This window comes from Microbacterium sp. B19(2022) (assembly GCF_012030385.1).
Taxonomy (GTDB): Bacteria; Actinomycetota; Actinomycetes; order Actinomycetales; family Microbacteriaceae; genus Microbacterium; species Microbacterium oxydans_B.
Window position 1 is genome coordinate 1 of the sequence record NZ_JAAUVO010000014.1, and the last position, 22,899, is coordinate 22,899.

Consider the following 22,899-nt stretch of genomic DNA (forward strand, 5'->3'; position numbering starts at 1 on the left):
TCGCCCCCCTGATCCACGCCCACCCGACCCAGAGCGAGGCACTCGGCGAAGCCTTCCTTGCACTGGCCGGCAAGCCCCTGCACGCCCTCTGAGCACCAACCGGTGCCCGAGTCACTAAGCTAGACAAGCGTCATACAACTTCTTGAAGGAGACTCAGTCATGAGCACATCCGTCGTCCTCCCCGCTCTCGGCGAGAGCGTCACAGAGGGTACGGTCACCCGCTGGCTCAAGCAGGTGGGAGACACCGTGCAGGCGGATGAGGGCCTGCTCGAGATCTCGACCGACAAGGTCGATACCGAGATCCCCTCCCCTGTTTCCGGCGTGATCGAGGAGATCCTCGTGGCCGAAGACGAGACCGTCGAGGTCGGTGCGCTTCTCGCGCGAATCGGTGATGGCAGCGAATCGGCCCCTGCGGGAGACGCTCCTGCTGCCGCCGAGGCTGCACCCGCTGAGGCCGCGCCCGCCGAGGCCGCGCCCGCGGAATCCGCACCTGCTGCGGCCACACCTGCCGCGGAGGCCCCCGCACCCGCCGCGGAGGCGCCGGCTGCAGAATCCGCTCCCGCCGGAGACGCGACCGACATCGTGCTGCCCGAGCTCGGCGAGAGCGTCACCGAAGGCACCGTGACCCGTTGGCTCAAGCAGGTCGGCGACACCATCGCCGTCGACGAGGCACTCCTGGAGATCTCGACCGACAAGGTCGACACCGAGATCCCGTCGCCGGTCGCCGGTGTATTGCAGGAGATCGTCGCCGGCGAAGATGAGACCGTGGCTGTCGGCGCTGTCCTCGCTCGTGTCGGTTCCGGCGCTGCGCCGGCCGCTGAGGCACCCGCTGCCGAGGCACCGGCTGCCGAGGCACCGGCACCCGCCGCCGCACCGGCCGCCGCTCCGGCACCTGCCGCCGCTCCGGCACCCGCCGCCGCTCCGGCACCCGCCGCCGCTCCGGCACCTGCCGCTGCTCCTGCTGCGCAGAAGCTCGCGCTGCCCACCGAGAACGACAACCTGTACGTGACGCCCCTGGTGCGTCGCCTTGCCGCACAGCAGGGCGTGGACCTCGCATCCGTCACCGGAACCGGTGTGGGTGGCCGCATCCGAAAGGAAGACGTCCTCAAGGCCGCGGAGACCGCCACGGCACCCGCTGCAGCAGCCGCATCGGCGCCGGCTCCGGCACCGCTCGAGGTGTCTCCGCTGCGCGGCACCACGCAGCCGATGTCGCGCCTGCGCAAGGTTCTGGCCAAGCGCGCGGTCGAGTCCATGCAGCAGACCGCGCAGCTGACCACGGTGGTCGAGGTCGATGTCACGGCGCTGGCCGACTACCGCGACAGTGTGAAGGCCTCGTTCCTCGAGAAGACCGGCGACAAGCTGTCGTTCCTGCCGTTCTTCGCGCTCGCGACCGCCGAGGCACTGCAGGCGTTCCCGATCGTGAACGCGACGGTCGACGGCGAGAACATCGTGTACCCGGCCAGCGAGAACGTGTCGATCGCGGTAGACACCGAGCGCGGTCTGCTCACGCCGGTGCTCCGCGACGCGGCCTCGAAGAACATCGCACAGATCGCGCACGAGATCGCCGATCTGGCCGCCCGCACGCGCGACAACAAGCTGAAGCCTGACGAGCTTGCCGGAGGCACGTTCACGCTGACCAACACCGGTTCGCGAGGCGCGCTGTTCGACACTCCTGTCGTCTTCCTTCCGCAGTCCGCGATCCTCGGCACCGGCACGGTCGTCAAGCGTCCCGGTCTCGTGAAGGTCGGCGGTGCGGATGCGATCGCGATCCGTTCGTACGTGTACCTCGCGCTCTCGTATGACCACCGGATCATCGACGGTGCGGATGCCGCACGGTTCCTGGGTGCGGTGAAGGCCCGCCTCGAGTCGGCGCAGTTCGCCGCTCAGCTCGGCGCCTGAACCGAGAGAGCATCTCATGGCTGGTCCGCGACGTCATAGACGTCGCGGACCAGCCATTTCTCTTGAACACGGATGAGCACGACCATCACGTGCGCCGGTTCTCGCGGCTCGCCCCCTCCCGTCTCCTCCTTCGCATGATCGACCTGGAGCCGCACCACGGCGACGTCCCCGTATTCGTCGACCAGCTCGACGGCGGTCCCCTCCGCCGCCCCGAGCTCATTCACCACACCGTCAGACCCTGGAGCCACGGCCTCGGGACACACGGAGTCGGACCGCGTGCGGCATGCCGTGATCGTGGTGAGCAAAGCAGCCGCTGCAGCCACGGGATCGTCTCCCCCCGACGAGCTGCTCCTGTTCGGATCTTCGGCCGCCCTGGTCTCATCCGCGGCCGCCTTCTCTTCGGACCCCTCGGTTTCCTCGCCCTCGCCGGCATCCTCCGACGCGGGCGACGCCGATGGCCTACCCCCTGAAGCAGCAGAAGTCGGTTCCTCCGCACTCCGCTCTCGAGCATCAGCAGCCTCGCCCGGATCGCCACCCTCCGGCCAGAGCAACCCCGCGGCGAGCACGACGGCGGCCAGGGCTGCCGCCAGGATGAACGGACGTCGCCGCGAGTGCGACCGCGTTCCGGCATCCCCTGCCGCACCCGTGCTTTGCCCTCGTCGCCGCCGGCCCCCCGCCGTAATGCGCGCGAGCGCGATCCTGGAGGACTCCTTCGAGGCGCCGGCGAGCGTCACGACCGTCGTCACTATCCCCCGGCTCGGGCGCCGACGATCCGCCCGCAGTCGCTGACGGTTCCGCGGAAGGATCGACTCAGGAGACGTGACCGCGCGCGCGATCTCCCTCGCCCGTTCCGGAGCATGCGACCCGCGATCGAGAGGTTGAGGAGCTGCGACGTTCAGGAGTTCCTGCTCCCACACGTCGAGGAGTCGGGGCGGGATACGCGGCTGCGCGGAGGCCTTCTCCAGCCCCTTCTCAATCGCGGTGAGCGTCCGCGTGAGTACCTTGTCGGTACTGTCTTCGCTCAATCTCCGGACGATCTGCTCCGCTCCCGCTCGCGCATCGGTCCCTGCTCCTCCCCGCACTTCGAAGACGAACACGGGCCGACCACCGTCGGTCACCCACCATGCACCGGTGCGCGGCCCCTCCGCACCATCGCCGATCTCGTCGAGACCGCGCAGCAGGCTGATCACGAGGGTGCAGCACTCCCCCGGTTTCAGCACTGCCCCCGTGGCCGATCGGCGGATCAGGAACCCCAGCACCTGATCCGTGCACCACGGGAGCAGCACATCATGGCCTCCGCCGCGTCGGATGACGTCGATCGGCGCGGCCACATGCTCCGCTCCCGCACACCGCCATCCGATCCACCCCTCGAGCGCCGAGGCGTCCACTCGCACAGCCACTCCGTCCCCCGAAGTGACCAGCGCACCCTCGAACGGCCCCTCATCGGCGTCGAGAACCCGCACCACCCGATGTGCGGCCGGAACGAGGGCCGTCCCCCGGACGTCACGGGTACCGATGTCTGTCATTCCTCCATCACAGCCGAGCGCACACCCGAATCTGCGCGATCGGGACCATGGTGAACAGGTTCCGGCCGATGGCGAGAATGTGCAGGAAGAGTGCCGTCACATCCGACTCCGCTTCGCGCGAACGGCGACATCACGAGGGCTGCGGACTCGGTAGGCTGGTCTCCATGGCAAAGAGTGCTCCTGAACCCGAAAAGCGTCCTGGGTTCTTCTCCCAGATCAAGTCCCTCTTCCGGTTCACCCGCGAGGCATACGCGTGGCTTCCCTGGGCACAGCTCGCGATCCTCGTCGGCGGCGTCCTCATCGGCCTCCTCGCCGGATACCTGATCCCGCCGTTCCAGATCTGGACGCTCATCCTCTGGGGCATCACCGGCCTCATGCTGGGTGTCCTCGGCGCCCTCTTCCTCATGACGCGCCTGTCGACGTCGGCCATGTACACGAAGATCGACGGCATGCCCGGCGCCACCGGCCACGTGCTCAGCACCAGCCTCGGACGCAGCTGGCAGGCCTCGGAGACCCCCGTCGGCATCAACCCGAAGACGCAGGAGGCGGTGTACCGCACCATCGGTCGCGGGGGGATCGTCGTCGTGGGCGAAGGCGCGCGTGGTCGCCTGACCCGCCTCGTCAACGAGGAGCGCAGCAAGGCCCAGCGTGTCGCGCACGGTGTGCCGGTCACGGTCCTCTACGTCGGACACGGCGAGGACGAGGTCGCGATCGCGGACCTGGCGAAGACGATCAAGAAGCTTCCGAAGGCCATCGACAAGACCACCATGGCAGCGGTCATCCGCCGCGTGGACTCGGTCTCGCAGTCGCTGTCCTCGCTGCCGATCCCCAAGGGGATCGACCCGACGAAGGTGCGCTCACAGCGACCTCGTTGAGTTCAGCACACTGATACGAAGAGCGCGGCCGTCCTCCTCCGGGGGCGGCCGCGCTCTCGTTCATTCGGAGAGCGGCTGCCGGGGCAGGCGACGGACCTTCGCACGCCGACGACGACGCTCGGGAACCATCGACCGCATCTCGTCGAGCTTGCCGAAGCAGAACAGTCGGTCGTCGGCCTCGAGGACAACGTGCTTGCGCGGGTTCGGGATCACGCTCACGCCGCGGTGGAGCGTGAGGACCGTGATGTCTCGTTCCCAGAGGCCCGCCTCGCCCAGCGTCTTGCCGACCAGGTCGACGGCGCCATGCACCATCAGTTCCGCGACGCCGTATCCCGTCGAGACTGTGAGCCGCTGGCGCACATCGATCTCGGGGAACGCGACCTGACCGGCGATGTAGTCGATGATGGCGCCGGCGACGTCGAGCTTCGTCGCCGTCTCGATGCCCTGCAGCCCCGGCGAGGAGTTGACCTCCATGACCAGCGGTCCGTCGTCGCCCTCGAGCATGTCGACGCCAGCGACCCGCAGCCCCATGATCTGCGCGGAACGGACGGCGGCACGCTCGTACACGGGGTCGAGCTCGACGGCCTCGACCGATCCGCCGCGATGCACGTTCGAGCGGAATTCGTCTCCGGCGGCCGAACGCCGCATCGCGGCCACGACCCGGTCGCCGACGACGAGCGCCCGGATGTCGCGCCCACGACTCTCCGAGATGAACTTCTGGATCAGCACGTTCTGCTTGGTGGAGTGCAGCGTCTCGATGATCGCCTCGGCCACCTTGACCTGGGGAGCGAGGATGACGCCGATGCCCTGGGTCCCCTCCAGGAGCTTGATCACGACCGGTGCCCCACCGACGCGCTCGATCGCCGGGCGCACGTCGGCGCGGTTGCGCACGAACGCCGTCGGCGGCATCGCGATGTTGTGCCGTGACAGGATCTGGTTCGCGCGAAGCTTGTCGCGTGCACTGGAGATCCCGTTCGCGGTGTTCGGCGTGTAGACGTCCATCTGCTCGAACTGCCGGACCACGGCCGTGCCGAAGTAGGTGATCGAGTTGCCGATGCGGGGCAGGATCGCGTCGTAGTCGCTGAGCTGACGACCTCGATAGTGGAGGTCGGGTTCATCGGCGGTGAGATCGATCGCGAAGCGCAGCGTGTTGAGCACCTTGACGTTGTGTCCGCGCTGAAGCGCAGCTGCGCGTAGTCGCTGGGTGGAGTACGCCTGCGGCGCACGGGAGAGCACTGCGATCTTCACGGGGGATTTTTCCTGCCAGGATGTATCAGGTGAGTAGGACTACCCCCCATTCAAACACCCTTACGGGGTGGCGAGAATGGGTGAGCCTGCCCGATCTCGGAGTCGACTGGTTGAAAGCCAAGATCGACACGGGTGCGCGCACCTCCTCACTGCACGCGTTCGACATCGTCGAGTTCGAACAGGACGACCAGCCCTGGGTCCGTTTCAAGGTCAAACCCTGGCAAGACAGTCAAGAGGACGCCGTGGTCGTCGAATGCCCGGTCCACGACCGGCGCGCCGTGCGCAGCTCGTCGGGGCACGCGCAGCAGCGCCTCGTGGTGGAGCTGCTGATCCGCCTCGTCGACCGCGAAGTGCTCGCCGAGGTGACGCTGAGCAATCGCGACGAGATGGGCTTCCGGATGCTCATCGGAAGAGAAGCACTGCGGCAGGGATTCTCGGTCGACCCGGCTCGATCGTTCCTCGGAGGGCGAGCGCCCCGCGAGGCACGTCGCCGCAACCGCGGCAAGATCTGAACGCGGCGCTCAGGCGCGGATGAGCACGGTGCCGACGGCCTTGTCGTGGAGGCCGCGCTGATCGGCGTCCCAGATCACCGCCGGTACGACGACGACGAGCAGCAGGGTGCGGACGATCGGCCGCCACAGGCCGACCCAGGCGCCGTCGCGGCGCACGAGCCGCATTCCGAGGATCCGGTGGCCCGGGCTGCCTCCCGCGGTCGGGATGAAGAGGATCTGCAGCACGGCGAACACGAGCATCGGCGCGAACTGCGTGAGCCCGGCTTCGGTGGGAAGCGCGAACTGGTCGTAGCCGAGGAATGCGGTGGCGATGATGGTCGCGGCGAGGTAATCGATGAGCAGGGCCCCGATGCGGCGGCCCGGCCTGGCGATGCTGCCGGGACCCGACTCCGGGAGTCCGAGTCGCTCACCGGGGTACGTGTTCACAGCATCCGTCACTCCCCCAGCCTACCGAGCGCCAAATGCCGCTTTCGTCGCCCGGGCTCCTGTAACACGCCCGAAACAAAGCGGATACCGTAGAGAAATCCCCCGTCCGTACTCTGCAGAGTGGCCGTGAAGCCATCGATCCGCATTACAGGAGTCGTACATGTTCAAAGATTCGTCCGAGGTACTGACCTACATCAAGGAGAACGACGTCAAGTTCCTTGACATCCGTTTCACCGATCTCCCTGGTGTGCAGCAGCACTTCAACATTCCTGCATCGACGGTCGACGAGGCTTTCTTCACCGACGGTCAGCTGTTCGACGGCTCCTCGATCCGCGGTTTCGCGAGCATCCACGAGTCGGACATGCAGCTCATCCCCGACGTCACCACCGCGTACGTCGACCCCTTCCGCGAGGCGAGCACCCTCGTCATGCTGTTCGACATCTACAACCCCCGCACCGGCGAGATCTACTCGAAGGACCCGCGTCAGGTCGCCAAGAAGGCGGAGAAGTACCTCACCTCGACCGGCATCGCCGACACGGCGTTCTTCGCCCCCGAGGCCGAGTTCTACATCTTCGACGACGTCCGCTACAACGTCACTTCGAACTCCAGCTTCTACAGCGTCGACTCCGAAGAGGGCGCCTGGAACACCGGCCGCGAAGAAGAGGGCGGCAACCTCGGTAACAAGACCCCGTACAAGGGCGGCTACTTCCCGGTGAGCCCGGTCGACAAGACCGCTGACCTCCGCGACGACATCACCCTCAAGCTGATCGACGCCGGCTTCATCCTCGAGCGCTCGCACCACGAGGTCGGCACCGGTGGACAGCAGGAGATCAACTACCGCTTCGACACGATGGTCCACGCGGCGGACGACATCCTCAAGTTCAAGTACATCGTCAAGAACACCGCCGAGGAGTGGGGCAAGGTCGCGACCTTCATGCCCAAGCCCCTGTACGGCGACAACGGCTCGGGCATGCACACCCACCAGTCGCTGTGGGCCGACGGCAAGCCGCTCTTCTACGACGAGGCCGGCTACGGCCAGCTCAGCGACATCGCACGCTGGTACATCGGCGGCATCCTGGCACACGCGCCGGCCCTGCTCGCCTTCACCAACCCGACGCTGAACAGCTACCACCGTCTGGTGAAGGGCTTCGAGGCTCCGGTCAACCTGGTCTACTCGGCCGGAAACCGCTCCGCCGCGATCCGCATCCCGATCACGGGCTCCAACCCGAAGGCCAAGCGCATCGAGTTCCGCGCGCCCGACGCCTCCGGCAACCCGTACCTCGCCTTCGCCGCGCAGCTGATGGCGGGCCTCGACGGCATCAAGAACCGCATCGAGCCGCACGAGCCGGTCGACAAGGACCTCTACGAGCTTCCGCCCGAGGAGGCCAAGGACATCCCCCAGGTGCCGAACTCGCTGCTCGACTCGCTCGACGCCCTGGCGGCCGACCACCAGTTCCTCCTCGAGGGCGGCGTGTTCACCAAGGAGCTCATCGAGACCTGGATCTCGTACAAGTACGAGAACGAGATCCTGCCGATGGCCCAGCGCCCGCACCCGTTCGAGTACGAGCTGTACTTCGGCGTCTGACGACCGCAGGAATTTCGAAGAGCCCGCCTCAGCTTCTGCTGGGGCGGGCTCTTCCGCGTACGGGTCACTTCACGCGACGCGGTACCGGGAGTGGATCACGACGTCGCCGAGGAACGGAAGCCCACCTAGCGCGATGAGCGCCTTGTGCTGCTGACCGCTTGCTCCGAGACCGCCCGGTCCCCAGAGAAGTGTGAAGAGCTGCTTGCCGGTGCGGGCTTCGACAGAGACCGGGATGTCGGGGTAAGCCACGAGCAGCTGGTTGTTCTCCAGCGTCTTGACCCCCGGGTACCTCGTGCCGTTCACAGATAGGGGCACGGCCGTCACCACCGGGAGCGTCCAGAGCGGCAGGCGCGACGAGACCTGCGCGTCGTACGGCGCCTCGGTGGTGTTGCCGATGAAGATCGACGTTGTGCCTCCCGGTGACCCATCGCCGCCGGGCGTTACCGCAGCCCAGAGGTGCTGATACGGAGACGTGATCTCCATGCTCCCGGTGTCGGTGATCGTTCCTCGTTCGGGGTCGGTCGCGACGGTGAGGGGCTGTGTTTCCGGGGTCAGCGGGAAGGGGCCGGGCCAGGTGAGGGCCAGTGTGACGGTCTCGCCGACCGGAACCGAGATCGAAGGGACGGTCCACATGTCTTCGTCGGCGCTGCGACTGTGCACAGCACCGCCGAGCAGGAATGGGGCTGCAACGTTCATGCCCGGCATCCGGAAAGTGAGTGGCCCGGTGAAGCCGGCCGGGCCGGAGTTCGAGATGCGCACGGAGCGGGTGCCGTAGGGAGCGTCCGCATCAGAGAACGGACTGACCTCGACGGTGAGTACCGGCTGCTGCGTCGAAGCGGCAGCGAGCGGCGTCGCGACCGCTATGGCTACGACCGGCGCACTCCACGCCGCAGCTCGGATTACGGTTCGCCGGTCGACCCCCGCCCGGCGATTGGTGAGCGGGGCATTCGAGTTCGTCAACTCTGTTCCTTTCGGTTGCGCGCTGCAGGCTCGCTGCGCGTCGTGATCTTCGTGTTTTCATCTGGTTCCTTCGTGGCGACACCCGCACCCGCCAGGAACGAGCGCACCACCGCCGTCCGGCTCACCAACCAGAGCAACGGGAGCGCGACGGCTGCGGCGATCGTGACGCCCCAAGCCGAGGTCGAGGTGGCCGCGATCACAGAGCCGAGTGTGCTCACGCCCCAGACTCCTGCGAGCACCCAGCGCCATTCCGGCGCGAGAGGCAGGCAAACGGCTCGCACCACGCCCAGCGCTGTTGCGGAAACCAACGCGAGAAGCAGACTGACTGCACCGATCGCGACGAGGGTCTGGGCGGCATTCGGCTCCACGACCTCGGACGGGAATGCCGGCAGGATCGAGAACACCGTGACTGTCTCCTGTGTGGGGACGCGCATGAGACGACCTTTCGTTTCGGACCGCCAGCTCATCGGGAGAGGAAGAATGCGTACACGCACAGCAGTGAACTGATCACAAGGAACAGAATCAGGGCGGTTCGCTTCACCCGAGCGACCCAGCGTCTCTCCGACCGATGAGCGCGATACACGCGGCGGAGACGTCGCTTCTGGCGGCGGCGACGACGACGATCCCGGCGCGACCCGACCAGCGCCGGACGCTGGGGCGGCACGTAGGTGCTCCGCTTCAGACCGGTGCCGTCCTTCGCGAGGCGTGCGCCGTTCTTGGTGAAGCGGAAGGCATCGTCGAAGCCGTCTGCACCGTTCACGGATCTCCCCTCCGTCGCTGTCGTACCTTCCGGCACGCGGACCCCCGCGACCGCGAGGACCTCCAGGAACGAGTCCGGCTGGGGGCCGAACATCGTTCCCGAAGGTCCTCGCTGCTCTAGCCGGTCATTCGGGACCGGCGAGCATCACCACGCACAGGCTGGGGCGACCACGTACGGGGTGAAGGTGTCGTTCCCCGAGGCCAGGGACGGAAGGCCCACGGAGGTGACGTTGGAAGCGATAAGTGTGTTCCCGACGTAGACGTCGCCGTTAGGCGCGAGGAACGTTGTGTCCGAGATCGGAGTTGACCCGAGAGGGATCGACGGGAACGTGTAGCTCTGACCGTTGGTCCGACTGTAGATACTCGCAATTCCAGTCGATGATATGTACGGCGTCCAGGAGTTGTTGCTGGTGTCGAGCGAAGGGACGCCGACAGAGGTGACGCCGGAAGCAGCGAGCGAGTTTCCGACGTAGAGGTCACCGTTCGGGGCAAGGAACGTCGCATCCCCGATTGCCGTCGAACCGACAGGTACCGCCGGGAACGTGAATGTCTGGCCGTCATCGCGGCTGTAGACGCCAGCCACACCAGCGGACGACACGTAAGGAGTCCAGGAGTTGTTGCCGGAATCGAGAGAAGGGACGCCTGCCGAAGTAACTCCGGTTGAAACGAGCACGTTCCCCACGTAGAGATCACCGTTGGGTGCCAAGAATGCGGTGTCACCCAACGGCTTCGAGTCTGCAGGGACGGAGAGGAAGGTGTAGGTCTGGCCAGCATCGCGACTGTAGATGCTGGCCACACCCGACGAAGACATGTAGGGAGTCCACGAGTTGTTGCTGTTGTCGAGCGAAGGGGCACCGACGGAACTGACACCGGAGGCGATGAGCACATTTCCGACGTACAAGTCGCCGTCGGAAGCCAAGAACGTCGTGTCGCCGATCGCCGTTGACCCGGCAGGAACCGTCGGGAACGTGTAGGTCTGGCCAGTGCTGCGATCGTAAATGTGCGCCTCGCCCACCTTGGGTGCAGTGCCAGGTGCTGATGCTGTGAGGGCTGCAGACGACGCCAAGAACGTCGTGGCACCTCCTGTCGCCGGCACCCGAACAGCGGGCAACGTGACCTTGCCGCTCGCGTTGGTCGTTCCGGTGTAGGTCGTGGAGCCGTCGGCGAACGTGTAGCCATCGGAGAGGGTGACCGTGACCGGCTTGCCGGCATCCGGTGCGCCGGACGAGTTCGTGAGGGTGGCCTGGACGTTCGTGATCTCCGTGCAGGCGGTGCCGGCATAGGCGCGAAGGGTGAAGCTCAGGGCGCCGTCTCCCGAGGCTGCAGCGAGTGGTGTGGCAACGGCGGCCGCGATCACGGGGATGCTCCACGCGGCACCCTGGACAACGACGCGACGGGAGAGTCCCGCTTTCGTCGTCGCCTGAGTGACGTCGCTCGTGGACTCGGAGGGTGATTCGTTCACAGCGCTGGTTGCCTTTCGTCACGGATTCGGGTGCTGCTCCATCCCGGCTTTCCAACGACAGGTGGTGAAGCAGTGTCAGTTTCTCGACAAGACGTTCCCGGTTGAAGAGCGGGGGCGGCATCTGCGACAAAGAGGTTCGTCGTGACAGAAAATGTTCCGTCGAGGCTTGCCTTCGGGCACGCCGAGCCCGCGAGACAGCGACGAGCGTGGGAGCGGTCAGTTCCCGCGGGGCGCGCGATGTCCCGCCCTCGTGAGCGCACGTCGCATCGTGACGACGGAGGTGAATCCGGACTCGGCGGCGATGTCCGCCATCGAGGGACCGTGCTTCCCGTCGTCGGATGCGAGCCGGCGCAGACCCTCCGCGACGCGATGACGCTCGATCTCTCTCCGCGGGCTCATGCCCATCGGCTGATAGGCGCGATGCAGTGAACTGGCACTCACGGCGAGATCTCGGCACAGCACCTCGACGGTCAGGGCGGGGTCGCGAAACCGCTCGGAGATGAGCGTCTGCGCGGCGAGGAACAGGCCATCTCGGTGAACAGGATCAGTTCGGGACCGGGACGAATGCTCATAGGCCGCAGCGGCGGCCAGATGCTCCATCGCGATCCGAGAGTGGATGGAGGGCTTCACCCCGGCCCGGTTCGCATCGAGCGATGTGTTGGCCACAGAGGTCATGGCGAGGAGGGACTCTCGCGTGATCGACCGCGGCTCTCCCATCAGGCGGCGATACTCCCGCCCCCGCAGGATGCTGTCGCGGAAGAACCAGCCGTAGCGCGCCCACGGTTTCGGCGAGTGGGCGTGGAGTGCGGAGTCGCCGTCGAGCAGGATGATCTGCCCCGCCTCGATCTGCACTTTGCTGCCGTCCACCGTCACCTCGGCGGTTCCCTCCACGATCGCCGCCACATGGACGATCCCCTCGCGGCTCAGGAGCGCAGTACTCATCCCCCCGCTCCACAGCCGCGCGAACCCGAAGTCATCGGTGGCCGTCTCGTCGTACTCGTAGACCTGCGGTCGAGCGTCGTAACTCCACCCGTGCCTGAGGCTCTGCTTCAGCACCTCCACCTCGACCGCCGGTGTCAGCTCGTATAGATCACGTCGACCGCGTGGATCTCACCGGTGAAGGCGAACGGCGCACGGTCGAAGTAGTCGAGCGAGACGGAACCGCCCAGGCAGACGCCGATGTCGAGGCAGTCGTTGGCGGTGAACAGCAGCGGGACGCTGACGGGCACGGTCCCGGTCGCGATCTGCCGTCCGTCGAGCGAGATGTCGATGCGCAGCGGTCCGGCCGGCCGCGCTTCGAGATAGCTCGTCTCCACGACAATCTCGGCGCGCCCCGCAGGCAACCGCTCTACGGACCGGATCTTGGTGCGGTGCACGATGAACGTGTTGTACTCGTAGCAGAGGTAGCCGTCGTCGAGGTAGCACGTGAGGCCTCCCCCGGCGCCTCCCAGCGCGTAGAGCACTCCCTCGGCTTTCTCCGGCAGCGATGCGTCGATCGTCACCCTGTTCGCGCGGTTCCCCAGCGCCGGTGCGATGAACTCCGGCATCCGTCGAAGGCTGCCGGTGAAGTTCCAGCTCCGGTATGGCGTCGATATGCGGAACTCGGGGTGATAGATCGGCACCCAGAGGCCGCCTCCGACGGGATAGACACTGTTCTTCGCCGCCTCGATGGCGAACAGCTCCTTGAGCTGGGCGAGCTTTTCGGGATGCTCGTCGGCGAGGTCGTGCGCCTGCGTCCAGTCCTCGTCGAGGTGATACAGCTCCCACGCATCCTGGTCGGGGCTCCAGTCAGCGATCCCCTCCGGCAGTCCGGGAACCCAGGGGGCACGGGGACCGAAGGCCGACGCCATCCACCCGTCGTGATAGATGGCCCGGCTGCCCAGGATCTCGAAGTACTGGGTGACGTGGGTCTCCTCGGCCTCCGGGTCCGTGAGCGCCGCGGCGAAGCTGGATCCGTCGATCGGATCCTGGTGCACGCCGCGGACCTCGCGAGGCGGAGTGATCCCGATCACGTCGTAGAGGGTGGGAACGACGTCCGTGCAGTGCACGAACTGAGACCGCGGTGTGGGGTCCGGGGCGATCCGCGCCGGCCAGCGCACCGCCAACGGGTTGCGAGTGCCCCCGAGGTGGGAGGCGAGCAGCTTCATCCCCTTGTACGGGGTGCTTCCCGCCCAGGCCCATCCCGCGTGGTACATGTTGTCGGCCTTGGCGGTGCCGAGAGCATCCAGACCGCCCATCTCGTTCATCGCCTGGATGTGCATCTGCACGGTCGACGGGATGCCGTTCTGTGCGAGCAGTTCGCTGATCGTGCCGTTCTGCCCCTCTCCTGACGATCCGTTGTCGCCCCAGATGTACATGATCAGGGTGTTGTCTCCGTATCCGAGCGCCTCGATCTCGTCGATGACTCGACCCGCCTGCACGTCGGCGTGCTCTCCGAAGCCTGCGGCGATCTCCATCAACCGGGTCTGGAACTCCCGTTCGTCCTCGGGGATGTCATCCCACGCGGGCATCCGCGCGTCCCGCTCGGTCAGCTCCGCCGATTCGGGGATCCAGTTCTTCTCCTTGGCACGCGCGAAGACCCGCTCGCGGTATTCGTCCCAGCCACCGTCGAATCGTCCCGAGTACTTGTCCGCCCACTCCTTCATGATGTGATGCGGGCCGTGCATCGCGCCGGAGGCCCAGTAGAGGAAGAACGGCTTGTCCGGAGCCAGCGCCTTGTGGTCGCGGAGCCAGCCGATGGCATCGTCGGCGAGGTCCTCACTGAGGTGGTACCCCTCGGCAGCGGTCTTCGGCGGCAGGACGCTCGTGGTGTTGCGCACCAGGTGAGGCTCATACTGCGAGGCTTCACCCGCGAGGAAGCCGTAGAAGTACTCGAACCCGATGCTGGAGGGCCAGTTGTGGAACGGCCCGGTGGCTCCGGTCTCGATGGCGGGCGTGTTGTGCCATTTACCGAATGCGGCGGTCGAGTACCCGTAGTCCTTCAGCACCTCGGCGCCGAGGGCGCTGGAACGCGGTATCTCGCCCGCGTACCCATCCCAGTCGTTCGCCAGCTCGGCGATCTGTCCGTTCCCGATCCGATGGTGATTGCGACCGGAGAGCAGAGACGCCCGCGTCGGCGAACACATCGCCGTCGTGTGGAACCTGTTGAAGCCGATTCCCTCGTCGATGACGCGGGACAGCGTGTCGGTGCGCACCTCACCACCGAAGGTGTCGGGAAGACCGGGCCCGGCGTCGTCGATCAGGACGATGAGGATGTTCGGAGCGTCATCGGGCAGCCGAGACGGAGCAGCCCGCTGGCCGTACACAGATTCCTGCATCGTGCGGCCCGCAACGCTCGCGGACGGGGTCGGCGGGAACGGGAGGACGTCTTGCGGATTCACCAGGAGCGCCTTTCATCGGTCGACAGCGGCGCGTCGTCGTCATGCAGGATGAGCCGTCGACGCAGCGCGGCGAGATCTGCGAGATCGAGACCGAGCCCCTCCACGGCATACCCCTCGATTCCTCCGAACCTCGTCCGTGCCTCGTCGATGGCCGCATCGAGATACTCGGCGCGCACGCCGAGGACGGGAAGGAGCAGTCTCGTGTCGACACCCCTCCCTGCGGCAGCGGCGAGAAGCGGCTGCAGAGCGGGCAGCAGGTCGGTGTTGGTCTCGAGGTAGTCGGCGCGGACGTCACCCTCGTTCACCCCGAGCAGCAGAAGCAGCGAGGCCGCCGCCCACCCCGTGCGGTCCTTGCCGGTCGTGCAGTGGAACAGCGCCGCACCACGACGAGCCGGATCGATGAGGTCGAGATAGAACGCCCGGTAGGCCGCGAGGGCGGACGGGAGGCTCACGATGTTCCGGTAGGAATCTCGCATCAGCTCGACGCCGCGCCCGTCTCCGAGCGTCGCGGCGAGCCCGGCGGGGTCACTGGCGAGCTGACCGACGCCCGCTGCGACATCCGTGGTGCTGTCGGCCAGCACGTCCAGGCCGACGAGCCGCACCCCGTCGGGCAACTGATCCGGTGACGCGCTGCGCTCGCCGACCGTACGGAGGTCATAGACGGTCGTGATGCCCAGCCCGAGGAAGGCCTCGATGTCATCGCCTTCCAGCCGAGCGAGTGTGGCCGAGCGATAGACGGCACCGGTCCGGACGACTCCCCCGGCCGCGCGCAGCCCGCCGAGGTCACGCAGGTTCGGGGCGCTGCGCAACGGAACGCGGCGGGTGATCGGATTGGTCATCGACTCTTCTCCTTCTGTTCTTCGGCCGTCGTCATCGTGCGTCAGTCGGTACCGGCTCGGGGCGCGGCGGAACCCAGCTCCCGTCGAGGACCGACTGCTGCGGACGATAGAGCCGCAGCGTGTAGTTCCAGCCCGGCATGATCGGCAGCGCGTTCGGGAGGTCGACCGGGTCAGGACCGAAGTGGATGGTCACTCCCCCGTCGTCGTCTGCGACCGCCGTGAGACTGTTGATGCTGTTCACGCCGAGGGTGTTCAGCTCGAAGTAGCCGGCGGCGTTGTAGAGCGACACCGACCAGAAGGCATCGACGGGCACGTCTTCCAGCCGCAACCGGTAGTCGGCCACGGGCAGACCCTCGTCGACGCTGGTGTAGGTGGCCTCATACTCGGGAAGACCGCCCCAGCCGCCGGCGGTGCCGAGCAGATGCATGACCGGGTCGACCTCCGCCCTCGTGCCGAACGCGTGGTCGTAGGCGGCGACGCCGCGTCCCAAGGTGAGGAGCGCGTCGCGCGTCTCTGCGTGGGAAGCTTCGTCGTACGCGGGTATCGGGAATTCCCCCGCGCCCCCGCCTTCCAGGACGATCGCATCCTGGAGGCGGTTCACTTCGTCGACGTCGGCGGCATCGTTCGGATCGACCAGGATGCGTACCAGGATCACCGCGTAGTCGGTCCCGACCGCGTCACGGGTGAGCACGTGGGCACCGGCGTCCCGCAGCAGCAGCGGACCGTAGTGATCCTGGTTCACGACGAAGGCGGAGATGTAGCGTCCCGCGGTGTCCGGCAGCGTGAGAGTCACGTCCTCGCGCACATCGATGACGGCGCTGCTGTAGAGCGTGTCGCGGTTCTGCCGGATGATGGGCTGATCATCGAGAGACTTCAGGCCGCGGCTGTGATTCCACGCGCCGAGTCCGACTCCGGCCGCCAACCGGGAGAACATGAGGTCGGACTCGGCGCGGGCGAAGTCGCGCACGGTCACTTTCGTTGCGGACATGAGATTCCCTGCTGTCGGTGTCGACGGCCTCAGGCGAGAGCCTTGGCCTTGAGCCGGTCGAACTCCTCGGAGCTGATCGCGCCGGCATCGCGGAGTCGGGCCGCGGCCTCGATCTCCTCGGTGGCGGTCTTGCCGGCGACCTGGCGGATGTAGGACTCGGTCGCCTCCGTCGATTCGCGCGCTGCCCTGCTGCTCCGCTCGGCCATGCCCTGGCCGCGAGCGATGAGGTAGACCAGCACCGTCAGGAACGGCAGGAAGATGAGGAAGACGACCCACACGGCCTTCCACCACCCGTTCAGGCCACGGTCACGGAACAGATCCGCGATGATGGCGAAGAGGGCGAACAGGTAGCCGATGAAGACGGTCGCCCACAGCATCCAGCCGAGCGTTTCCCAGAAGAGCATGTCTGTTGATTCCGTTCTCCCGCCGGAGCGCATTCGCGTCCCGCGAGGATGAAGAGCAGTGTCGGGTGCTCGTCCTGCGGTCTGGCCGAAGACACGAGCGTCGCTGAAATTCTGGCCAGTCCCGCACCCTCGGAATGCGCTTCTCATCCTCGCCGGATGAGAGCCGGAGCCATCCGCCGCCCTCGGTCCGCCCTCGCCTGTCTCGGCGCCGATATCGTTGACGCGTGATCGACGCCGTCCGCGAGGACATCTCCCCCACTGATCCGGCGCTCGCCCGTACGGCGCTGCGCCGGAATTGGCTCCGCTTCATCCTCGAGTCCCGGACCCGCGAACTCGAGCAGCTCTGTCTCGCTCAACCAGACCCGCACGACGCGCACGTCCTCCTCATCCGCGCGTGCTGCCGCGACCTGCTCGGCGACTCCCACGGCGCGTCATTCCTTCGAGGTCAGGGGTTGAGCGTCGCCGCAGAGGACTTCGTCGTCTGCTTCACCGAGCTCCTTCTCGCCACGGATGCTTCCGCGAAGGCCGCCGCGGCCGACCGTGCCCGCGAGGCCCTGACCCGATGCGGCCCGGAGGATGACTATCCCTCCGCGCTCTTCCTGCTGGGGTGGACCGAGGTTCGACTCCGGCGGGACCTCGGCGAGGCCATCGCACTGCTCCGCTCCGCGGCGGCCGAGGCGCGCCTGCACGACAGAACGGAAACCTTCCGGCTCGCCCAGTCGAACCTCGCCTTCGCGCTGACCCACGCCGGGCTCTTCGCCGAGGCCGAGCAGACTCTCGACGCGCTCCCGGTCGCGCCGGCGCCGTCCGATTGGGATGTCTTCGAAGGCGGCCTCCCCGAGGTGAATCGCGGAACCATCGCCTACTGGCGTGGCGACTTCGACGAGGCGATCCGCCACCTGGATCCTGCGGTCGCCGATACCGCTCCCGGCCACAACTTCGAGGCCCTCGCCCGCCTCTACTTGGTGATGAGCCTCGTCGCGCTGCGGCGCGATGACCGCTACTACGCGGCATCCGAGCTGATCCGTGGGGTGAGCAGGGCCGACAAGCATGGCATTCCGTGGGACACCCTGCGACGGGTGGTCTCCGCCCTGCTCGCGCATGCGGAGGGGCATGATCAGCGTGCGCGAACCATCGCGGCCCCCGCGCTGACACGACCCGGTGCCGCCGTCGCGCACGCGGTGCTGGCCGAGCTCTACCGGGTCCTCGACGAGCCTGCGCTCGCCGCTCAGGCGCTGCGGTTGGCGTCTGCCGGTGCTCTGCCGCGGTACGCGCGCGTGAGCACGCTGATCACCTCCGCCGCGCTGCGCTCTGCGGCCGGTCGGGGGCCGGAAGCTCACGAGCTCCTGGACCGAGCGCTGGAGGCAGCCGCCTCCGAGCGGATACTTGCCCCGTTCCTGTCGGATGATCCGTTGATCGGCGACCTCCTCAGCGCACACGCGCATCGGGGATCACGTCATGATCCCTTCCTCGCCGTCGTCCTGGAGCGACGAGGAAAGCTGTCGCGACGCCTCGCCGGCGTGCTCACACCGCGTGAGAGCGAGGTACTCGGGTGCCTGCGCACGACGATGACGGCCGACGAGATCGCCACGCACCTCGGCATGGCCTACCCGACCGTGAAGACGCACATCCGCTCGGTCTACCGGAAGCTCGGTGTGACCACCCGACGTGAGGCCGTCCGCTCGCCCATCGGCCGGTGATGCGCACGCGCCGTGGGAGAAGACGCGCACGACGACGAAGCGCCCGCCGGTCATCCCGGCGGGCGCTTCTGCGATCACAACGTCGATACGCGGTGGTTACGGCACCTTCGAGCCGGAGGTCTTCTCGCTGAGGAAGTCCGACGAGAGCGTGGTGGTGACGTACGTGTCGACGAGCGCACCCCCCGCGGAGGGCAGCAGCCAGAGCACCGGCAGCTGGACGAGGTTCTCCGCGCCGTTCAGCACGCCGCTGTAGGTGTAGGTCACGCTCCCAGAGGTGCCGTCAGCCGGCAGCGATCCGACGCGGGTCCATCCGTGGAGGTCCTGCTCCTGGAGGCGGTAGCTGCCCGGGCTGGTCACGCCGTTACCGGCACCCCACGCGACGGTGACGGTGGCGGTCCCCGCCGTGAACTTGCCCGCCGGCTCCATGTTGCCGGTGGTGCCGTCGAAGGCGTTGAAGCCGAGGGTCTGTCCCGTGTTCACCTGGACGCGGTTCGGCTGTGTGGCCGTCCAGGTCTGGACGGAGGTGCCGCCCTGCCAGGACGAGAGGCCTCCGCCGGGGGCCGGCTGCGGCTGGGGGTCGGGCGTGTTCTCGCTCGCGGCGGCGAGCGGGGTGGCGACGGCTGCAGCGATGACCGGTGCAGACCAGGCCGCCGCCTTGATCACGGTGCGGCGGTCGAAGCCGGTACCGCGCTGGTTCTCGTTCTCGTTCATCTCGATGTTCTCCTCGGGGGTCGGCGCTGCCCACACGGAAGCACGGTGGCGCGACGTGGCGACGCGTGGCGCTGACCGCGCGGAACATCGACGACATCGGCACACCCGCTGGAGCCGTGTGGATCGCGCGGCGGGTTCCGCGCTCTTCTTGCGGCGGCCGCGAATGGGAGTTCGGCCGGCCACCGTCATGCTCGCATTGGGAACGACCGGCACCTCCCGTCCAGCAGGCACCTGTCGCTTTCTCAACCAGGGATGTCGCGCTCGGTATGACACGCGCCCACAGGCGGGGTGTCAGCCCTGTCGTCGCTTTCGGACCTCTGACGGGGCACGCCGCCCCTCCTGCGCCATCGCCCGCGCCAGGCTCGACCCGCCGGAGAGGCCCGAGTACCGGCCGATCTCCTCGATGCTCAGGCGGTCGTACGCGGGATCCGTGAGCAGACCGATCGCGTGCTCGACCCGCGATCGGCGGATCTCCCGTTCCACCGTCGTGCCGTGTGCCCGGAAGGCACGCTGCAGCTGACGCAGGGAGAGGCGGAGCTGCTCGGCGATGCCGCGCGGTGACAGCACAGGATCGGACGCCTGTGCGGCGATCAGGTTCAGGGCATCCCGATGGTGATCGGGCGGAAGACCGGCCGCCACCCCACGGGTGGCCTCGACCGCCACTCCCAGCACCATCTCCTGGAGCAGGCGTTCGAGGTAGTAGTTCCCGAAGGCGCTCACCGGATCCGCATCCGCGACTGCTGCTCGTTCGGCGAACGCGACCGCCGGGTCGAGCAACGAAGTCGAGCGTGACACGGGGCGGACCTCGCCAGGCGCCGGCGCCGTGAACCCGGCGAGCACCTCTGCGGGCAGAACGATCGAAAGAAGCCGCAGTCGCTTCGGCGGCGATGTCGGAGGGGCGGCATCGTGGCGGAGCAGAAACGCATCGTCCTCCGCCAGTCGCAGCGTGCCGGACGGGGAGCCGACGTCGATGCTCCCGGAGCGGACACTGTGCAGCCCGATCAGTCCCGGTACACGGTCGAGCCTCGAACGCGCGTCATCGCGCCCCGACACGAACTCGCGGATGCGAACGCTCCCGAACATGGCGAGCGTGCGCGCCCTCATCACGGGCACGGCGCGGCTCCCGATCGCAGTCGATCGACGCCCCGCGCCGCAGAAGGCGTGGGGCGGTTCTCGCGGGCCACCTCAGCGGCGTCGGGAGAGCGTCAGAGCGTGTTCCCCCATCCGCGCGCACGGCGCGTTCGGTTCGAACGTCGACGATCGGTCGACTTCTCTCGATGGACCGCGTCCCCACAGCATCATGAAACCCTCCCCATGCGGTTCCCCACCGCAGTCCGGCCCCCCGGGTACGGGGCCCTCGATCCCACCATATCGGTCCGGCACCGGCGCCGAAGCGACCGACTCCGCGCCGCGCGGGCGCTGTGCTTGACCGCCGGTCACGCGAATGGTCAACTTGTGAGTCTGACCATCGACCGGGGGAACCATGCGCCGTAGAAGAGTGATCGCGAAAGCCGATCGGCACACACCTGTGGAAGCCGCGCCGTCACAGCCGTCGAACGCGGTGGCCGCATACGCACGCACGAACCCCTTCATGTTCGGTCTGCTCGGTGCGCTCGGGGTGCTGGTCGCGTTGGCGGTCGGCAGCATCGTCGGCCAGCTCGCGACGGTACTCGTCTACATCGGCGTGGCGATCTTCCTCGCCCTCGGGCTGGATCCGATCGTCACCTTCATCGAGAAGAAGCTCCCCCGCCCTGCCGCCGTCACCATCGTCGTCGCCGGTGTGGTGCTCGCCTTCGCGGGCATCATCCTCGCCATCGTCCCGATCCTCGTGGAGCAGATCAGCAACCTGATCAAGGACGGCCCGCAGATGGTCGAGGACTTCATGGCCAGCGCCTGGTACAAAGACGTCAGCGGCCAGTTCGGCTCGAGCATCAAGGATGCCGTTCAGGGCATCCTCGACTTCGTCGGCGACCCGGACAACTTCCTCGACATCGGCGGTGGCGTGTTCGCGGTCGGCGCGGGTATCGCCGGCGGATTCACCGGCATCACGATCGTCCTGATCCTGACCCTCTATTTCATGGCCTCGCTGCGGAGCATGAAGCACGTGGCTGCGCGGTTCGTCCCCGCCTACCAGCGGGGTACCTTCAGCGGACTGCTCGAAGACGTCTCAGGCGCGGTCGGCCGCTACGTGATCGGGCAAGCCAGCCTGGCGCTCATCAACGGCATCCTGAGCCTGATCTTCCTCAGCATCATCGGGGCACCGGTCCCCGCGCTGCTCGCGCTCATCGCCTTCATCGGATCCATGATCCCGTTGGTGGGCACGCTGACGGCATCGATCATCAACTCGCTGATCTGCCTCTTCGTCTCGCCGCTGACCGCACTGATCGCGATCATCTACTACCTGATCTACATGCAGATCGAGGCATATGTGCTCTCGCCGCGCATCATGAGCAAGGCCGTCGCCGTTCCCGGGGCGCTCGTGGTCATCGCCGCGGTCGCTGGCGGTGCACTGGGCGGCATCCTCGGCGCTCTCGTCGCGATCCCGGTCGCCGCGAGCATCATCATCATCGTGCAGAAGGTGACGTTCCCCGCTCAGGACCGGAAGATCGTGCCCCCGGTCAACGCCGGCTGACCCGCGCACGCAGGCCGAACACCTCTCAGCGCACCAGCAGCGCGCCGGCTTCCACGCGCACGTCGAATGCGGAGATCTCGCCCATCTCCTCGCCGTCGATCTCGAACATGAGGGGCGTCTTCAACTGCACCGAGATGTTCTCCACGGGCAGGTGGCGCGCAGACTCGGTGCTCACGGCCTCATCCGTCGCTCCGAAGATCCGTCGGATGCCGTTGTCCCAGACGAAGGAGCGCAGGGTGTCCAGCCACTGCAGCGCGCCGTCGGCGCTGATCATGAGCACATCGAGCTTGCCGTCATCGAGAACCGCATCGGGAAGCAGACGGATGCCGCCCTGCACCATTCCGCAGTTGCCGATGAGCATGGTGTGGCCGCGCACGGCGACAGCTTTCTCGCCGTCGATGGCGAGCGTGATGTCGGTCATCTCGGTACCGGCCAGGGCGCGGCCCATCGCCTCGACGTACGCCAGCCATCCGGCCTTCGACTTGAGGTCGTCGTCGGTCTCGACCAGCATCTGCGCGTCGATCCCGAATCCGACCATGACAGCGAAGGCGTGCTCGGTTCCGTCGTACGACACCCAGCCGAGATCGATGCGACGCGGTTCCGCATCCCGAACCCTCTGGAGCGCCGCGGCGACGTTGTTCAGCGGCACCTCGAGATTGCGGGCGAGGAGGTTGCCGGTGCCCTGCGGGACGATCCCGAGAGCGATATCCGAACCCGCCAGAGACTCCGCGACCGCGCGAACCGTACCGTCGCCGCCGACGGCGATCACGATGCCGCGGTCGTCTTCGCGGGCCTCCCGTGCCATCCCGCGACCCGGGTCCTCCGGCGTCGTCTCCCACCAACGGATGTCATACTGGTCGTCGAACACATCGTTCACCGCGTCCTGCAGGGCCTCCTGCGCGACCTTCGAGGGATTCCAGACGATGCCGATGCGCGTAAGGGTCATATCGTCAGCTTGGGACACGCCACCCGATACTGCAAACTCACCCGTTT

General features: G+C 67.2%; 21 protein-coding genes. 6 read left to right on the forward strand and 15 right to left on the reverse strand.

Annotated elements, in window-relative coordinates; all coding sequences use genetic code 11:
- The first annotated feature begins 159 nt into the window (after positions 1-159).
- Complete coding sequence (gene sucB / locus HCX50_RS13315) at positions 160-1,899, forward strand: 2-oxoglutarate dehydrogenase, E2 component, dihydrolipoamide succinyltransferase (protein WP_167634729.1); 1,740 nt, start codon at positions 160-162, stop codon at positions 1,897-1,899.
- A 14-nt stretch (positions 1,900-1,913) separates the two neighbouring features.
- On the opposite strand, the gene HCX50_RS13320 is transcribed toward sucB, so the two are convergent.
- On the reverse strand, positions 1,914-3,425 hold the full coding sequence (locus HCX50_RS13320) for a hypothetical protein (RefSeq protein ID WP_167634730.1): 1,512 nt from the start codon (positions 3,423-3,425) through the stop codon (positions 1,914-1,916).
- Positions 3,426-3,589: 164 nt separating this feature from the next.
- On the opposite strand from HCX50_RS13320, the gene HCX50_RS13325 reads away from it, so the two are divergent.
- A complete protein-coding gene (locus tag HCX50_RS13325) occupies positions 3,590-4,300 on the forward strand; it encodes a DUF4191 domain-containing protein (protein ID WP_091036703.1) in 711 nt (236 codons plus the stop codon).
- 60 nt (positions 4,301-4,360) lie between these two features.
- Here the strand turns inward: HCX50_RS13325 and HCX50_RS13330 are convergent, their stop codons facing one another.
- A complete protein-coding gene (locus tag HCX50_RS13330) occupies positions 4,361-5,548 on the reverse strand; it encodes a RimK family alpha-L-glutamate ligase (protein ID WP_029262827.1) in 1,188 nt (395 codons plus the stop codon).
- Positions 5,549-5,568: 20 nt separating this feature from the next.
- Between HCX50_RS13330 and HCX50_RS13335 the strand changes: the two genes are divergently transcribed.
- A complete protein-coding gene (locus tag HCX50_RS13335) occupies positions 5,569-6,060 on the forward strand; it encodes an ATP-dependent zinc protease family protein (RefSeq protein ID WP_205820314.1) in 492 nt (163 codons plus the stop codon).
- Between the two features lie 9 nt (positions 6,061-6,069).
- Here the strand turns inward: HCX50_RS13335 and HCX50_RS13340 are convergent, their stop codons facing one another.
- Positions 6,070-6,498 (reverse strand): RDD family protein, encoded by a 429-nt coding sequence (locus HCX50_RS13340; RefSeq protein ID WP_029262829.1) that lies wholly within the window; start codon positions 6,496-6,498, stop codon positions 6,070-6,072.
- A 148-nt stretch (positions 6,499-6,646) separates the two neighbouring features.
- On the opposite strand from HCX50_RS13340, the gene glnA reads away from it, so the two are divergent.
- Complete coding sequence (gene glnA, locus HCX50_RS13345) at positions 6,647-8,071, forward strand: type I glutamate--ammonia ligase (protein WP_091036709.1); 1,425 nt, start codon at positions 6,647-6,649, stop codon at positions 8,069-8,071.
- Between the two features lie 69 nt (positions 8,072-8,140).
- On the opposite strand, the gene HCX50_RS13350 is transcribed toward glnA, so the two are convergent.
- From HCX50_RS13350 to HCX50_RS13390, 9 genes are all read right to left on the reverse strand, one after another.
- Positions 8,141-9,031, reverse strand: a complete 891-nt coding sequence (locus HCX50_RS13350; RefSeq protein ID WP_091036712.1) for a hypothetical protein — start codon at positions 9,029-9,031, stop codon at positions 8,141-8,143.
- Complete coding sequence (locus tag HCX50_RS13355) at positions 9,028-9,465, reverse strand: hypothetical protein (protein ID WP_091036715.1); 438 nt, start codon at positions 9,463-9,465, stop codon at positions 9,028-9,030. Before HCX50_RS13355 ends, HCX50_RS13350 begins: the two co-directional genes overlap by 4 nt.
- Positions 9,466-9,494: 29 nt before the next feature.
- Positions 9,495-9,791, reverse strand: a complete 297-nt coding sequence (locus HCX50_RS13360) for a hypothetical protein (RefSeq protein WP_140403378.1) — start codon at positions 9,789-9,791, stop codon at positions 9,495-9,497.
- Between the two features lie 144 nt (positions 9,792-9,935).
- Positions 9,936-11,147, reverse strand: a complete 1,212-nt coding sequence (locus HCX50_RS13365; protein ID WP_140403379.1) for a hypothetical protein — start codon at positions 11,145-11,147, stop codon at positions 9,936-9,938.
- Positions 11,148-11,468: 321 nt separating this feature from the next.
- Positions 11,469-12,308, reverse strand: a complete 840-nt coding sequence (locus HCX50_RS13370) for a helix-turn-helix domain-containing protein (RefSeq protein ID WP_167634731.1) — start codon at positions 12,306-12,308, stop codon at positions 11,469-11,471.
- Between the two features lie 20 nt (positions 12,309-12,328).
- Entirely contained in the window at positions 12,329-14,632 is a 2,304-nt protein-coding gene (locus HCX50_RS13375) for an arylsulfatase (protein ID WP_337749676.1), read from the reverse strand.
- Positions 14,629-15,471, reverse strand: a complete 843-nt coding sequence (locus tag HCX50_RS13380) for a tyrosine-protein phosphatase (protein ID WP_167634732.1) — start codon at positions 15,469-15,471, stop codon at positions 14,629-14,631. Before HCX50_RS13380 ends, HCX50_RS13375 begins: the two co-directional genes overlap by 4 nt.
- 31 nt (positions 15,472-15,502) lie before the next feature.
- A complete protein-coding gene (locus HCX50_RS13385) occupies positions 15,503-16,459 on the reverse strand; it encodes a DUF1214 domain-containing protein (RefSeq protein WP_167634733.1) in 957 nt (318 codons plus the stop codon).
- A gap of 29 nt (positions 16,460-16,488) precedes the next feature.
- Positions 16,489-16,863: an SHOCT domain-containing protein gene (locus HCX50_RS13390; protein ID WP_091036735.1), complete on the reverse strand. Its 375-nt coding sequence runs from the start codon at positions 16,861-16,863 to the stop codon at positions 16,489-16,491.
- Between the two features lie 224 nt (positions 16,864-17,087).
- Between HCX50_RS13390 and HCX50_RS19930 the strand changes: the two genes are divergently transcribed.
- Complete coding sequence (locus HCX50_RS19930; RefSeq protein WP_167634734.1) at positions 17,088-18,563, forward strand: LuxR C-terminal-related transcriptional regulator; 1,476 nt, start codon at positions 17,088-17,090, stop codon at positions 18,561-18,563.
- A gap of 96 nt (positions 18,564-18,659) precedes the next feature.
- On the opposite strand, the gene HCX50_RS13400 is transcribed toward HCX50_RS19930, so the two are convergent.
- Together HCX50_RS13400 and HCX50_RS13405 are read right to left on the reverse strand one after the other, a co-directional pair.
- Positions 18,660-19,274, reverse strand: a complete 615-nt coding sequence (locus tag HCX50_RS13400) for a hypothetical protein (protein ID WP_167634728.1) — start codon at positions 19,272-19,274, stop codon at positions 18,660-18,662.
- A gap of 291 nt (positions 19,275-19,565) precedes the next feature.
- The gene (locus tag HCX50_RS13405) at positions 19,566-20,378 is read right to left on the reverse strand and encodes an AraC family transcriptional regulator (protein WP_237682510.1); all 813 of its coding nucleotides are present in this window, start codon (positions 20,376-20,378) and stop codon (positions 19,566-19,568) included.
- A 379-nt stretch (positions 20,379-20,757) separates the two neighbouring features.
- Here HCX50_RS13405 and HCX50_RS13410 point away from each other — a divergent pair, with 379 nt between their 5' ends.
- Entirely contained in the window at positions 20,758-21,906 is a 1,149-nt protein-coding gene (locus tag HCX50_RS13410) for an AI-2E family transporter (protein WP_091036746.1), read from the forward strand.
- Between the two features lie 25 nt (positions 21,907-21,931).
- Here the strand turns inward: HCX50_RS13410 and HCX50_RS13415 are convergent, their stop codons facing one another.
- Entirely contained in the window at positions 21,932-22,852 is a 921-nt protein-coding gene (locus tag HCX50_RS13415; protein WP_167634736.1) for a diacylglycerol/lipid kinase family protein, read from the reverse strand.
- Positions 22,853-22,899 lie beyond the last annotated feature (47 nt).

Coding starts and splice junctions, on each gene's coding strand:
- HCX50_RS13410 (WP_091036746.1), top strand. CDS start 20,758: ATGCGCCGTAGAAGAGTGATCGCGAAAGCCGATCGGCACACACCTGTG.
- HCX50_RS13405 (WP_237682510.1), bottom strand. CDS start 20,378: ATGAGGGCGCGCACGCTCGCCATGTTCGGGAGCGTTCGCATCCGCGAG.
- glnA (WP_091036709.1), top strand. CDS start 6,647: ATGTTCAAAGATTCGTCCGAGGTACTGACCTACATCAAGGAGAACGAC.
- HCX50_RS13335 (WP_205820314.1), top strand. CDS start 5,569: ATGTATCAGGTGAGTAGGACTACCCCCCATTCAAACACCCTTACGGGG.
- HCX50_RS13385 (WP_167634733.1), bottom strand. CDS start 16,459: ATGTCCGCAACGAAAGTGACCGTGCGCGACTTCGCCCGCGCCGAGTCC.
- HCX50_RS13390 (WP_091036735.1), bottom strand. CDS start 16,863: ATGCTCTTCTGGGAAACGCTCGGCTGGATGCTGTGGGCGACCGTCTTC.
- HCX50_RS13320 (WP_167634730.1), bottom strand. CDS start 3,425: ATGACAGACATCGGTACCCGTGACGTCCGGGGGACGGCCCTCGTTCCG.
- sucB (WP_167634729.1), top strand. CDS start 160: ATGAGCACATCCGTCGTCCTCCCCGCTCTCGGCGAGAGCGTCACAGAG.
- HCX50_RS13380 (WP_167634732.1), bottom strand. CDS start 15,471: ATGACCAATCCGATCACCCGCCGCGTTCCGTTGCGCAGCGCCCCGAAC.
- HCX50_RS13400 (WP_167634728.1), bottom strand. CDS start 19,274: ATGAACGAGAACGAGAACCAGCGCGGTACCGGCTTCGACCGCCGCACC.
- HCX50_RS13355 (WP_091036715.1), bottom strand. CDS start 9,465: ATGCGCGTCCCCACACAGGAGACAGTCACGGTGTTCTCGATCCTGCCG.
- HCX50_RS13415 (WP_167634736.1), bottom strand. CDS start 22,852: ATGACCCTTACGCGCATCGGCATCGTCTGGAATCCCTCGAAGGTCGCG.
- HCX50_RS13325 (WP_091036703.1), top strand. CDS start 3,590: ATGGCAAAGAGTGCTCCTGAACCCGAAAAGCGTCCTGGGTTCTTCTCC.